At 63.2% G+C, this 13,398-nt stretch carries 10 protein-coding genes and 1 tRNA gene; 1 reads left to right on the forward strand and 10 read right to left on the reverse strand.

What is annotated here, in order from left to right:
- Positions 1 to 18: 18 nt before the first annotated feature.
- On the forward strand, positions 19 to 1,005 hold the full coding sequence (locus F6X59_RS10955) for an asparaginase (RefSeq protein ID WP_152956277.1): 987 nt from the start codon (positions 19 to 21) through the stop codon (positions 1,003 to 1,005).
- An 11-nt stretch (positions 1,006 to 1,016) separates the two neighbouring features.
- Here F6X59_RS10955 and F6X59_RS10960 read toward each other — a convergent pair.
- The 10 genes from F6X59_RS10960 to F6X59_RS11005 form a co-directional block, all read right to left on the reverse strand.
- A tRNA-Sec gene (locus F6X59_RS10960) sits at positions 1,017 to 1,112 on the reverse strand.
- A gap of 6 nt (positions 1,113 to 1,118) precedes the next feature.
- Entirely contained in the window at positions 1,119 to 3,041 is a 1,923-nt protein-coding gene (gene selB, locus F6X59_RS10965) for a selenocysteine-specific translation elongation factor (protein ID WP_152956278.1), read from the reverse strand.
- The gene (selA, locus tag F6X59_RS10970; RefSeq protein ID WP_152956279.1) at positions 3,038 to 4,465 is read right to left on the reverse strand and encodes an L-seryl-tRNA(Sec) selenium transferase; all 1,428 of its coding nucleotides are present in this window, start codon (positions 4,463 to 4,465) and stop codon (positions 3,038 to 3,040) included. Before selA ends, selB begins: the two co-directional genes overlap by 4 nt.
- A gap of 155 nt (positions 4,466 to 4,620) precedes the next feature.
- On the reverse strand, positions 4,621 to 5,547 hold the full coding sequence (gene fdhE, locus F6X59_RS10975; protein ID WP_152956280.1) for a formate dehydrogenase accessory protein FdhE: 927 nt from the start codon (positions 5,545 to 5,547) through the stop codon (positions 4,621 to 4,623).
- Positions 5,548 to 5,551: 4 nt separating this feature from the next.
- Positions 5,552 to 6,208, reverse strand: coding sequence for a formate dehydrogenase subunit gamma (locus tag F6X59_RS10980; protein ID WP_152956281.1), 657 nt, complete (start codon positions 6,206 to 6,208; stop codon positions 5,552 to 5,554).
- Positions 6,205 to 7,155: a formate dehydrogenase subunit beta gene (gene fdxH, locus F6X59_RS10985; protein ID WP_152956282.1), complete on the reverse strand. Its 951-nt coding sequence runs from the start codon at positions 7,153 to 7,155 to the stop codon at positions 6,205 to 6,207. The genes F6X59_RS10980 and fdxH overlap by 4 nt, the downstream gene beginning before the upstream one ends.
- Complete coding sequence (gene fdnG, locus F6X59_RS10990; RefSeq protein ID WP_152956283.1) at positions 7,155 to 10,223, reverse strand: formate dehydrogenase-N subunit alpha; 3,069 nt, start codon at positions 10,221 to 10,223, stop codon at positions 7,155 to 7,157. The genes fdxH and fdnG overlap by 1 nt, the downstream gene beginning before the upstream one ends.
- A 250-nt stretch (positions 10,224 to 10,473) precedes the next feature.
- Positions 10,474 to 10,944: a hypothetical protein gene (locus tag F6X59_RS10995; RefSeq protein ID WP_152956284.1), complete on the reverse strand. Its 471-nt coding sequence runs from the start codon at positions 10,942 to 10,944 to the stop codon at positions 10,474 to 10,476.
- Positions 10,945 to 11,174: 230 nt separating this feature from the next.
- Positions 11,175 to 12,044, reverse strand: coding sequence for a DMT family transporter (locus F6X59_RS11000; protein ID WP_372240353.1), 870 nt, complete (start codon positions 12,042 to 12,044; stop codon positions 11,175 to 11,177).
- Between the two features lie 577 nt (positions 12,045 to 12,621).
- A complete protein-coding gene (locus F6X59_RS11005) occupies positions 12,622 to 13,383 on the reverse strand; it encodes an SDR family NAD(P)-dependent oxidoreductase (protein WP_152956285.1) in 762 nt (253 codons plus the stop codon).
- Between the last annotated feature and the right edge of the window lie 15 nt (positions 13,384 to 13,398).

Consider the following 13,398-nt stretch of genomic DNA (forward strand, 5'->3'; position numbering starts at 1 on the left):
CCGCTACGGATGCTTTCCATGCGTGCAGTCAAGAATCTCCTCGTCCTCTACACCGGGGGCACCATCGGCATGCTCGAAACCGCCGAAGGCCTGGCGCCAGCCGGTGGTTTCGACGCGCGGATGCGCGAACACCTGGCCCAGCTGAGCGATGCGCCCCAAGTGCATTGGACACTGCAGGAAATGAGCCCGCTGCTCGATAGCGCCAACATGCAGCAGCACAACTGGCTGGCAATGCGCGATTCCATCGTCGCGGCAGTGGACGCGGGCCATGACGGCGTGCTGGTGCTGCATGGCACCGATAGCCTCGCCTACAGTGCTGCGGCGCTGTCGTTCCTGCTGCTGGGCCTGCCGGTACCGGTGCTGCTGACCGGCTCGATGCTGCCGGCCGGGGCGCCAGGCAGCGATGCCTGGGACAACCTGTGCGGGGCCTTGCGCCTGGTCGAACAGGGCCTGGAGGATGGCGTGCAGCTGTACTTCCATGGCCAGCTGCTGCATGGCTGCCGGGCCTCGAAGCTGCGCAGCGAGGCCTTCGACGCCTTCGCCGCGCTGCCGCGCCATCGTGAAGGCGAGCGTGCCGCCGATCTGCCTGCCGCCCTGAGCTATCGCCAGCAGCGCCAGCCGGTCAACCTGGCAGTGATGCCGGTGTTCCCGGGCTTGCAAGCCGGGCATCTGAAGGGGCTGCTCGACAGCGGCGTGCAAGGCTTGCTGCTGGAGTGCTATGGCAGTGGCACCGGGCCGTCGGATGACCTGGCGTTGCTGGAGGTGCTGCGTGCAGCGCGCCAGCGCGGTGTGCTGCTGACGGCCATCAGCCAGTGCCCGGAAGGTTCGGTAGTGTTCGATACCTATGCGGCGGGCAATCGCCTGCGTACGGCCGGGCTGGTCAGTGCAGGCGGCATGACCCGTGAGGCGGCGTTGGGCAAGATGTTTGCGCTGCTGGGTGCGGGGCTGGATGTGGATGCGGCGGAGCAATGGTTCGCGCTGGATCTTTGCGGGGAGCGCGCCTAAACCCGGGAAAATGGCGGAAGGCAGCGGGAGTCGAACCTGCCCGGGAACGGCTGCCGTCCCCAACCGGGTTTGAAGCCCGGCCGCGCCACCGGGCGCGATTGCCTTCCTTGAACTCAGTGCCTGGCCTGCTGCTGGGCCAGGGCGCTGTCGGCGCGGATGTAACGCTGATCGGCCACCCGACGGGTAAGGCCAATGCGGTCGAAGTATTCGAGAATCTGCACACTGCGCTTGCGACCGATGCCCAACATATCGCGAAACGCAGCAACCTGCACTATCGGCGTCTCGTTGGCCTGCCTGAGCAGCAGCTCTGCCATGCGCCCTAGCGTCACCTCAGGGTAGAACAGGTCGCGCACCACCTGATGTACCAGGCCCAGCCGGGCCAGCTTGCGCAACAACAGGCGCACATCCGCCTCCGGGCAATTTTCTTCAGCGGCCAACGTCCTGACCCAGGGCGGGTCGTATTGCCCTGCCAGCAACTTCGGCTGCAGCCGCTCCCACAGCGCGCTGTCGGCGGCGCTCAACTGTACCTTGTGCTCAGGCAAATGCAGCCATGGCCCACTGCTGGCGATCAGCTGGTCATTGAGCAGCTCATCAAGCAGGCTGACAAACGCCGGACGCTCAAGCGGCAAGGCGACGAAGCGGCGCAGGCGGTCCCGGTCCGGGCCGAGCTGGTCAGGCTCCTGCTCATGAAAGCGCGCCAGCTGCTCCAGCACCTGATGCCGCAGTGCCTGCCATTGGCTTTTGGCAAACAGCAGCGGGCCCTGGCGCGTGGCAACCACCTGCACATCGTTGGGCAATAGCCAGGTTTCGCGCTGGCGATTGAACTGGCGCTCCAGGCGCTGCGGGTCGAGGCCACCGAGCGCACTGGCGAGCAAGGCAGGCAGTGCCTCCTCCAGGCCCTCTGCATCGCGCAGCACCTGCAGCTGGCGCAGGCGTTGCTCACTGCGGCGTTGCCGACTTGGCGCGAACGGGTCGAGCACCTTGCCGCCGCCCAGAGTACGCTGGGCACGCTGGTCCCGTAGCACCAGACGGTCCCCGTGTACCGCCTGCAACGGTGCGTTGAGCAGCAGTTGGGCGAACATGCGCTGGCCAGCGGCCAGGGTTTCCCCTTCGAGCAAAGCCACCCGGGCCGTCACATCCTGAGTACCCAAGTGCACGTGAACGGCACTGAAATGCTCAAAAATCCGCGTTTCACCGGGTAGCAGGCACAGCTCGATATCCACTCGCACGCTGGGCGCATGCAGCCATTCGGGCACCAGCCAGTCGCCGCGGTGCACCTGCTCTAGCGTCAGGCGCTCAGCGGCGATGTTCAGCGCCACCCGTTGGCCGGCCTCAGCCACCAATGCCACCTGGCTCTGCGCGTGCAGGCCACGCACCCGCACCGGCTTGCCGGCCTTGCCCAGCAGCAATGTGTCACCGGCACTGACGCGCCCGGCCAGTGCCGTGCCGGTCACTACCACCCCGGCTCCGGTCACGGCGAAGGCGCGATCGACCGCCAGGCGAAAACCACCGCGCACGCTGCGCTGACTCACCCGCACTTCGGCCTCCAGCAAAGCCCGGCGCAACACCTCGATACCCTGCCCGGTGATGCTCGACACGGGGAATTGCCGGGCCTTGGCATAAGGCCCCTCTGCTAGCAACTCCCTGACCTGCGCCTGCACCTCGGCCACACGCGTGGGCTCGACTCGGTCGCATTTGCTGATCACCACCAGCGCCTGGGGAATACCCAGCAGCTCGATGATCGCCAGGTGCTCGCGGGTCTGCGGCATTACCCCGTCGTCGGCGGCCACCACCAGCAGCACCAGGTCGATGCCATGGGCGCCGGCCAGCATGTTGTGGATGAACCGCTCATGGCCCGGCACATCGATGAAGCCGGTCAACGCCGCGCCTTCGGCCAGCGCTGCGTAGCGGTAGCCAAGGTCGATGGTCATGCCACGGGCGCGCTCTTCCTGGCGCTGGTCACCGGCCTGGCCGGTCAGGGCCTGAAGCAGCGCGGTCTTGCCGTGGTCAATGTGGCCGGCGGTGCCGACGATCATTGCACGGGCCCCAGTTGCAACGCCGGCAGCTGCGCCAGCCACTGGGCTTCATCGTCGAGCTGGCGCAGGTCGAGCCACAAGGCGTCGTCAGCGATGCGCCCAAGCACCGGCACCGGCAGGTCGCGCAGGGCCCGTTCCAGCACATGCAGGCTGCGCCCGCGCAGCTTCTTCGACACGTGCGGGCGCAGGCACAGCGCCGCGCTGGGCAGGCGCGCCACTGGCTGGCTGCCGCTGCCGATCATGCCCAGCGCCGGCTCGACGCTGACCAGCCATTGTTCACCGAGGTGCGCCTTGAGTTCGGGGGCCAGGCGCTCGGCCTGGGCCTGGATCTCGGCCTGACTGCGGGTCAGCAGGCGCAGGCTCGGCAGGCGTTCGGCCAGGCGGTCGGGGTTGCGGTACAGCGCCAGCACCGCCTCGAGTGCGGCGAGGGTGATCTTGTCGACACGCAGTGCGCGCTTGAGCGGGTTTTTCTTGATCCTGGCGATCAAATCCTTGCGACCGACGATGATCCCGGCCTGGGGCCCCCCCAGCAATTTGTCGCCGCTGAAGGTAACGATATCGGCGCCATCGGCCAGGGCCTGACGCACCGTCGGCTCGGCGGGCAGCCCCCAGCGCGTGAGGTCGAGCAGGCTGCCGCTGCCGAGGTCTTCGAGCAGCGGCAGTTCATGCTGGTGGGCGATTCGCGCCAGCTCGGCCGTCGGGACCTGATGGGTGAAACCCTGGATGCTGTAGTTGCTGCAGTGCACGCGCATCAGCAGGCCGGTGCGCGGGCCGATGGCAGCTTCATAGTCACGGGCGTGGGTGCGGTTGGTGGTGCCGACCTCGTGCAGCTTCACCCCGGCCCTGGCCATGATGTCGGGGATGCGGAAGGCACCGCCGATCTCGATCAGTTCGCCACGGCTGATGATGCCCTCCTGGCGCGCGCCCAGGCTGTTGAGCGCCAGCAACACGGCGGCTGCGTTGTTGTTGACCACGGTGACGGCCTCGGCGCCGGTCAGCTCGCGGATCAGGCCCTCGATCAGGTCATCACGGTCGCCGCGCTTGCCGGTGGCCAGGTCGAACTCCAGGTTGAGCGGGTAGCGGGCGGCAGTCTGCATGGCCTCGACTGCCTCCTCGGGCAAAAGCGCGCGGCCAAGGTTGGTGTGCAGCACGGTGCCGGTTAGGTTGAACACGCGGCGGACCTGGCTGCGTTGCTGGATCGACAGGCGTTCGCCGGCACGGCCGAGGAGGATTTCAGCGGCCAGTTCGGCGGCGTTGAGCTGGCCGCTGCGGGCGGGCTCACGCAGGTCGTCGAGCAACTGGCGCAGGGTGGCCAGCACGGCGTCGCGACCGTGGCGGTCGATCAGCGGAAGGCAGGCCGGGTGGCGCAGGAGGGTGTCGATGGAGGGCAGGCGTGGGGTGTCGCTGGCTAGGCTGGAGGGCATGCAGAGTACTACCTTGGACGGTTCCGTTGTCTGTACTGGCCTCTTCGCGGGTAAACCCGCTCCTACCGATACAGCGCCAGCATTCAAATTTGCGCTGTACCTGTAGGAACGGGTTTACCCGCGAAGCAGGCGACTCGGTATTACAGTGTAGACACTCACCCACTACCCGGCGCGAGCATCAGGTTGGGTGCCAGGCGATGGAAGCCCTCCTCGTCCAGGCGAATATCCAGCGCCAGGCTGGCCAGGTCGTCGGCCAGTGGCTCTGCCGCCGCATCGTTTTCCAGATAATTCTGCTTCAGGTAGCTTTCGCATTCCGGGCAGCACTCGGCCCGTAGCGGCGCCTTGCCCGGCGCGTGCCGGTCGTCTTCGAGGCTGGTGTAACGCAAATCCTTGCTCGACTCGCAATACACGCATTTGACCCGCACCACATGCCACTCACAGGCACACAGGGAACAGGCCAGGTAACGCAGGCCGTTGTGCTTGCCGCGGTTGCGCACTACCCCGGCCATGGCCGGCGAACCACAGGCCGGGCACTGCGCCAGACTACCGGCTGGCTTGAGTTCAGGGGCTGGCAGCGCCAGCAACCAGCTCGACCAGGCGGCCTGCAAAGCGGCGCCAATGAACGGTACCAGTGCCGCCGGCACCGCATCGTATTGCCCGCCGAGCAAGGCGATGCCCCAGCCCTTGCGCTGGCTATCGTCACTGTCGCGCAGGGCTTGCAGCGCCTCACCCAGCGCGCCACTGGCCTCGCTGTCGAAGTGCGTGAGCAAGGCCTGCAACCAGACCAGCCACGGCCCCTCACGCACCAGGCTGTCGGCTGCCAACGGCGGCAGACCATGACTTATGCACAGGCGCTGACGCTCCTCAGCCACCGGCAAACCGCCGGGAGGGTTATCCACAAGCTGCTGCTGGACGCTGCACAGCTGAGCGATCAGCAGCAGGTAGTCGCCAAGCGCATTGCCCTCAGCCAGGTGTTCCAGGCGCGCTGCGCGCAGTGCAAACAGATTGGCAGGCGGCAGATGCAGAAACGGCGGCATCACTGCCGACGCTTCGATCTGCCCGGGTTCGAGAATCGTGCTCAAGCGCTCATCCTTCTTTTCGTCCGTGATTGCCCGGCGTCTTGTCGCCGGTCACTTCGCGGTACCACAACTCATGGTGCTTGCGTGCCCAGGCGCGGCTGACCCAGCCATGCAGCATGGCGCCGATCGAGCCCTTGATCCAGATACCGGCGTAGATGTGCACGATGATGCTGAGGATCAGCACGAACGCCGCCAGGGCATGGGCCAGCGCCGACAGGCGAATGACCTCGATACCGAACAGCTGGCTGAAATACGCGCGCCAGATCACCACGCCGCTGAGCAGCAACACCAACATGCACGCCAGCAGGGTCCAGAACAACAGCTTCTGCCCGGCGTTGTACTTGCCGATCGGCGGCACGCCCTCCTCCTTGTTCAGCATCACCCGGTCCACGCGGCGCAGCCACAGGCGGTCGTTGGCGGTGATGAAGTTGGCGCGCCAGAAGCGCAGCACCAAGCCGAGGAAGAACACGAACATCGCCACGCCCAGGAACGGGTGCAGGATGCGCGTCCATGGCCCGCCGCCGAACAGATGGCTGAGCCAGAACAGTGCCGGGTGGAACAGCGCCAGCCCGGAGAGCCCCGCCGTCATGAACAGGATGGCGACGATCCAGTGGTTGGTCCGCTCGTTGGCGTTGTAGCGCAGGATGGGTTTGTTGTCGTTCATGGCCGCTGCTCCCCTTGCCCACCGGGCTTGGTCGGGTCATAGACATGCACCGCAGGGTCCACCTGATGCACGCTTTCGTCCGGCGGTGTGGGGTGTTCGTCCTCTTCCACCCGCTGCGGGCCAACCCGCACGTAGTGGAAGAACCCGGCCAGCACCGCAGCGCCCATGGCCAGCAGCGCCAGGGGCTTGGTGAAGCCCTTCCACAACCCCACCAGCGGGCTGATTACCGGCTGGTCCGGCAGGCCGGCATACAGTTTCGGCGTGTCGGCATGGTGCAGTACATACATCACGTGGGTGCCGCCGACGCCGTCCGGATCGTACAGCCCGGCCTGGTCGTAACCGCGCGACTTGAGGTCGACGATGCGCTCGGCGGCATGCACCTTCATCTCGTCCTTGCTGCCGAACACGATCGCCCCGGTCGGGCAGGTCTTCACGCAGGCCGGCTCCAGGCCCACGCTCACCCGGTCGGAACACAGGGTGCACTTGTACGCCTTGTGGTCCTTCTGCGAGATGCGCGGGATGTTGAACGGGCAGCCGGTGATGCAGTAGCCACAGCCGATGCAGTGGTCCTGGTTGAAGTCGACGATGCCGTTGGCGTGCTTGATGATCGCGCCCGGGCTCGGGCAGGCCTTCAGGCAGCCTGGGTCGGCGCAGTGCATGCAGCCGTCCTTGCGGATCAGCCACTCCAGGTTGCCGTCGTCGCGCTCATGCTCGGTGAAACGCATCAGGGTCCAGGTCTCGGCGGTGAGGTCCTGGGGATTGTCGTAGGTGCCGTGGTTGTGGCCGACCTCGTCACGCAACTCGTTCCACTCCGAACACGCCACCTGGCAGGCCTTGCAACCGATGCACTTGGTGGTGTCGATCAGCTTGGCGACCTCTTCCAGCTGGCGTACCGAAGGCGGAACGGTGGTGGTGGCCGAGCGGGCGATGATGTCTTGGCTGGCCATCAGAGTTTCTCCACTTTGACGAGGAACGACTTGGACTCCGGCGTCTGGGTGTTGCCGTCACCGAGGAACGGCACCAGGGTGTTGGTCAGGTAGCCATGCCGCGTGGTCCCGGTGAAGCCCCAGTGCAGCGGGATGCCGATCTGGTGCACGGTCTGGTTGTTGACCTGCAGCGGGCGAATCCGCTTGGTCACCACCGCCACCGCATCGATGTGCCCACGCTTGCTCGACACCCGCACCCGGTCACCGGCCTTGATGCCTTTCTCGTTGGCCAGCACCTCGCCGATCTCGACGAACTGCTCGGGCTGGGCGATGGCGTTGAGGCGGCAGTGCTTGCTCCAGAAGTGGAAGTGCTCGGTCAGCCGGTAGGTGGTCGCCGCGTACGGGAACTCGTCGTGCGTGCCGAGGGTGTCCCACACCGAATCGAAGATCCGCCCGGCCGGGTTGCTGGTGGCCTTCTTGTTCTGCGGGTGCAGCGGGTTGATGCCAATCGGCGTCTCGAACGGCTCGTAGTGCTCGGGGAACGGGCCTTCGGCCATCTTGTCGATGGCGAAGAAGCGCGCCACGCCTTCGGGGTTCATGATGAACGGGTTCATCCCCGCTTCTGGCGGCGAGTCGACCTTGAAGTCGGGCACGTCGGTGCCGGTCCAGGCCTTGCCGTTCCACCACACCAGGCGCTTCTTCTCCGGGTCCCACGGCTTGCCTTGCGGGTCGCTGGAGGCGCGGTTATAGAGGATGCGGCGGTTGGCCGGCCAGGCCCAGGCCCAGTTCTGCACCTGGTGCATGCCATACGGGTCGCTGTTGTCGCGGCGGGCCATCTGGTTGCCCTGCTCGGTCCAGCAGCCGGCGAAGATCCAGCAGCCGGACGCGGTGCTGCCGTCGTCCTTGAGCTGGCCGAAGCCTGCCAGCTGCTGGCCGGCCTTGAGCGTGGCACCGCTGGCGTCGGTGAAGTCGGTGACCGCCCAGCCGTTCATCTCCTTGGCCAGCTCCTCCGGCGACGGCTCTTCAGGGATCTTGTACGGCCAGCTGATGTTCATTATCGCATCAGGGTAGGCACCACCTTCGGCCTGGTAACGATGACGCAGGCGCATGAACAGCTCGCTCATGATCTGCACGTCGGTGCGGGTCTCGCCCGGGCCATCGGCGCCTTTCCAGTGCCACTGCAGCCAGCGGCTGCTGTTGACCAGCGAGCCATCTTCCTCGGCGAAGCAGGTGGTGGGCAGGCGGATCACCTCGGTCTGGATATTGGCCGTGTCGACATCGTTGAACGGCCCGGCATTACGCCAGAACTCCGAAGTCTCGGTGGCCAGCGGATCCATGATCACCAGCCACTTGAGCTTGCCGAGCGCCGCGGTAACGCGGTTCTTGTCCGGCAGCGCGGCGATCGGGTTGAAGCCCTGGCACATGTAGCCGTTGACCTTGCCCTGGCTCATCATTTCGAACATGCGCAGCACGTCGTACGCCGGCACATCGAGCTTGGGCAGCCAGTCATAGCCCCAGTTGTTTTCCGCCGTGGCGTTGGGCCCGTACCAGGCCTTCATCAGGCTCACGTGGAACTTGCCGTAGTTCTGCCAGTACGACAGCTGCCCCGGGCGCAGCGGCTTGGAAGCGCGCTTGTCGATGTAGGTGGCGTAGTCCTGCTCGGCGTCGCCAGCCAGGGTCAGGTAACCCGGCAACGAGTTGGACAGCAGGCCGAGGTCGGTCAGGCCCTGGATGTTGGAGTGCCCGCGCAGGGCGTTGACCCCGCCGCCAGGCATGCCGACGTTGCCCAGCAGCAGCTGGACCATGGCCGCACTGCGGATGATCTGAGCGCCAATGGAGTGCTGCGTCCAGCCGAGTGCGTAGAGGATCGTCATGGTCTTGCCCGGTACCGAGCAGGTGGCGATCTCCTCCCAGACCTTCATCATGGCGTCCTGCGGCATGCCGCAGGTCATGCTGGCCAGTTCCGGGGTGTAGCGGCTGTAGTGCTGCTTCATCAGCTGGTAAACGCAGCGTGGATGCTGCAGGGTCGGGTCGACCTTGGCGAAGCCGTCCTCGCCCAGCTCGTAGCCCCAGCCGGATTTATCCGCATACACGCGCTTGGCCTCGTCGTAGCCGCTGAACAGCCCGTCCTCGAAGCCATAGCCTTCTTTGACGATGAACGATACGTCGGTGTAGTTGCGCACGTACTCGTGCTGGATCTTGTCGTTGCTCAGCAGGTAATTGATCAGCCCGCCCATGAAGGCGATGTCGGTACCGGTACGGATCGGCGCGTAGTAGTCCGCCACCGAAGCGGTACGGGTAAACCGTGGGTCGACCACGATCAGCCGCGCCTGGTTGTGCGCCTTGGCCTCGGTCACCCATTTGAAGCCGCACGGATGCGCTTCTGCTGCGTTGCCACCCATCACCAGGACCAGATTCGCGTTGGCGATATCGGACCAGTGGTTGGTCATGGCGCCACGGCCGTACGTCGGGGCAAGACTTGCCACCGTCGGGCCATGTCAGACACGTGCCTGGTTATCGAACCCCAGCATGCCTGTAGCGCGGACGACCTTGTGGGTCAGGTAGCCAGCCTCGCTGGAGGCGGCGGAAGCAGCTAGGAAACCGGTGGTGAGCCAGCGGTTTACCGTTTGTCCCTGGGCGTTCTTCTCGATGAAGTTGGCGTCGCGGTCCTTTTTCATCAGGTCGGCAACGCGGTCGAGCGCCTCGTCCCAGCTGACCCGCACCCACTCGTTGCTGCCCGGCTTGCGCATTTCGGGGTACTTGAGGCGGCTCGGGCTGTGGATAAAGTCGAGCAGCCCGGCGCCTTTCGGGCACAGGGTGCCGCGGTTGACCGGGTGATCGGCGTCGCCTTCGATGTGGATGATGTTCTGTTTGACGTTCTTGCCCGCATCACCCTGGCTGTACATGATCAGGCCGCAGCCGACCGAGCAGTAGGGGCAGGTGTTGCGGGTTTCTTTGGTGTGCGCCAGCTTGAAGTGACGCACCTGCTCGGCGAAGGCCGGCGTCGGGGCCATGCCCAACGCCGCCAGGCTCGAGCCTCCAAGGCCGACGGCGGCGACCTTGAAGAACTGCCGACGGTTGAGATCCATCGTGCACTCCTGATCAGATTTGGACGCACGGAACATGGCCGGCGCCTCTTGGTAGTCACGGTGGCGGCTTTTTGATGGCCGCCAATAGGTAAGACTAGTCAAGAATCGGGAAGGTGCGATGACGTGGGTCAGGGGTGTGGGGATTGATTGTGTCTGGGGGTTGCGTTGGGGGGGCCGGGTGTATGCCTTGAGTTCTGTAGCGCCTATGAGATCGAGCGCCGCCCGCGCGGCGCATCGCAGATAAATCCGCTCACGTCGGCGTCGGTTCTGATGTACTCAATGAAATATTGAAGTCATCCTCGGCTATATAACGTATATCGACATGCTCTCTGGCGTCACTCCCATCCATGCCAATTATCTTGCAATGAGCAAGTAGAAACAGCTCTTGGCTTAGCTGATCTTCACCACGTATTTTTTTGGCCAAGGCCAAGAAAAGAACCCCCACCGACACGACAAGATGAGGGGCAATCTGCATGTGCTGTATGAGGCTCGGTCCAGAAAGACGGTTGTAGTAAATGGTCGACGGTCCAAACACCCAGATACCAAGGCCCAATGCAGCTATCGCAAGACCTATAACCATAAGTACACCTGCACCGTGTCGCCTGTCAGCGCACTCCTCGGAGTGGACTTCATAGGCATTGGAAAAGCCGGAGACCTGATAATTCTGCTTGCCTAGTTGAAGCTTTACTTCCTGCACAAGATTGCTATCCGATGCTTGCATGATCTACTCCTTTGAAAAGTAGATATTAAGCAATCGCGGCAACAGATAGTTGGCATAAGACCAATTTCAGAAATGTCCTACAACACCGAGACACGCAACTCGAATACGTCGATCCCGCATCCAGACGCATGCTTCAAGATGCGTGGCGCTCGATCTCATAGGCGCTGAACATGGTTTGGCGAATACCAAGGGCTCCTCTCTCATTTTGCTGACGTGCGCCACGAAAAATGTCACCCGTAAAGATGCAGAAGTACAGCCCCTATCAACACCAGACTGACCCCACCAATCTGAATGACTGACAGACGCTCGCGATAAAAGAAGAACCCCAGAATCGCGGCAATGCCGCCTGATAAGGTGCTGATGACAGTGACGACGGAAACCGAGCCATTGAGCGCACCCCAGGAGAACGCGGAGAAGCCGCCCAAGTTGAAAAGGCTCGCGCTACACAGTGAGGCAAAGGTTTTCAACCTGATCGTCGCGTGGTCCCGCAGCAACCTGAAGGCTTCAGGGATGAGAAATATGACCCCCACTGCATAGCCCAGCGCCAACATGTTCACCGGCCCTAGCGCTGGCAAGGCGAACTTGCCCTGAATCCAGAAGCTGATGCCGTAAAGCATGGCCGCCAACAAGGCGAACGCTACAGATATCGTGCTGGTGGTCTTGCGCTCCAAATCACCTCCATGATCACTGCGACTAGCCAGTAAAACGCCGAAAAAGCAAACGAGAATTCCGCTCACCTGCCAGGCTGACAGCGCATCACCGCCCAGCCACGCCAGCAGGGTGGTAAAAACACCATACGAGGTGACCAGGGGGGCCACAACTGCAGTTTTGCCAACAGAAAAAGCCTTCGATAGCGCCAGCGCCCCCACTAGGGTACACAGAGAAGCTACTACGCCCAACCCTACTGCACGCCATGGCGCAGAAATGAATTTTTCCCACTGGCTGGCAGAAATGACAACAATGATCGTCATTAACAAAAGCCCCAGTAACTGCCCGAAAAATACCGCCCGCTTGACCCCAACCGCTCGTGCGTTCACGCCGACCAAAAAGTCCGTCGCCCCCCAGAACGCCGCCGCTAACAACCCCATGAACACGTCCACTGCAACGTTCCTTATTATGACTTTCCCTGTTTCCCTCCAGACAGTAATCGGGATCATTCCAAAAATCAAACACATGGATAGGCTCGGACTTCATATTCCGGCACACTCTTGCGTGACCGCCGCTCGGCAATCCTATTAATAGGATTAGTCAATACAGCCAAAACAATAACAAGCATAAAAATAGCAATATAGGAACATTCCTACACGACCATTCTCAGAACCCTACAGCGAGCGCCATCAATCTCAAAAGAACTTTCGTATTGATCAGCAAACCAACCCCAATGGAAACAGTTGGTTTCAATATCAATGCCAGGCGCCTACATAGGGCTCGGTAACTTTCCGAAAGTCCCTTCCCTCAGGAACAAGAACTACTCCCACTTGAAAGCATGCTGCTTCATTGGCGGACTTATTGTAGTTTAGGTAGCCGCCTCACTGGAGGCGGCGGGTTGCGCATTCCTGGCGGCTTGAGGCGTCTTGGGCTGTGGATAAAGTTGAGTAGGCCCTATCCACGGTGGCGCCCATGATGGCCATCATTCATCGAGAAAGCGCGATGACATAAGTCGTTGCGTACGGCGGGTCAACACCGCGGCAGGTTACGCGCCACATTCAGTGCTGCACTGCTCTGGGCCACCGGCATGATCTCGACGGTATTGATATTCACATGCCCCGGCTGCTCGGCAATCCAGGCCACCATGGCGGCGATGTCTTCCGGCAGGAGGGCCTCCACGTCGCGGTAGAGCGCTTGCACAGCGTCCAGATCACCGTTCAGGCGCACCACCGAGAAGTCGGTGCCCGAGCACAAGCCTGGTTCGATGTTGCTCACCCGCACACGGGTGCCTGCCAGGTCGGCGCGCAGGTTGAGGCTGAACTGGCGGACGAAGGCCTTGCTGGCGCCGTAAACATTGCCGCCCGGGTACGGATAAGTGCCGGCGATCGAGCCCATGTTGATGATCATGCCGCTGTCTGCCTCCACCATCTGTGGCAGCACCTTGTGAGTCACCATGGCCAGGCCAGTGATGTTGGTGTCGATCATCTGCTGCCAGTTCTCGCTACTGCTGGCCTGGGCACGGTCGACACCCAGCGCCAGCCCGGCATTGTTCACCAGCAGGTCAATCTGCAGCGAGGCGTCACGGACTTGTTCGAACGCCGCCTCGATCGACAGCGGGTCGGTGACGTCCAGCGCCAGCGCAATGAAATTGACGCCCAGCTCGGCCTCCAGCGTTTGCAGCTTGTCCATGCGCCGGGCAGCGCCGATCACACGGTAACCCTTGCCGATCAGGGTGCGGCAAATGGCCCGGCCAAAGCCCGAAGAAGCGCCGGTCACGAATGCAGTTTTCATCAGTTATCTCCTTTG

This window comes from Pseudomonas sp. MN1F (assembly GCF_009391885.1).
In the GTDB taxonomy this organism is placed as follows: domain Bacteria; phylum Pseudomonadota; class Gammaproteobacteria; order Pseudomonadales; family Pseudomonadaceae; genus Aquipseudomonas.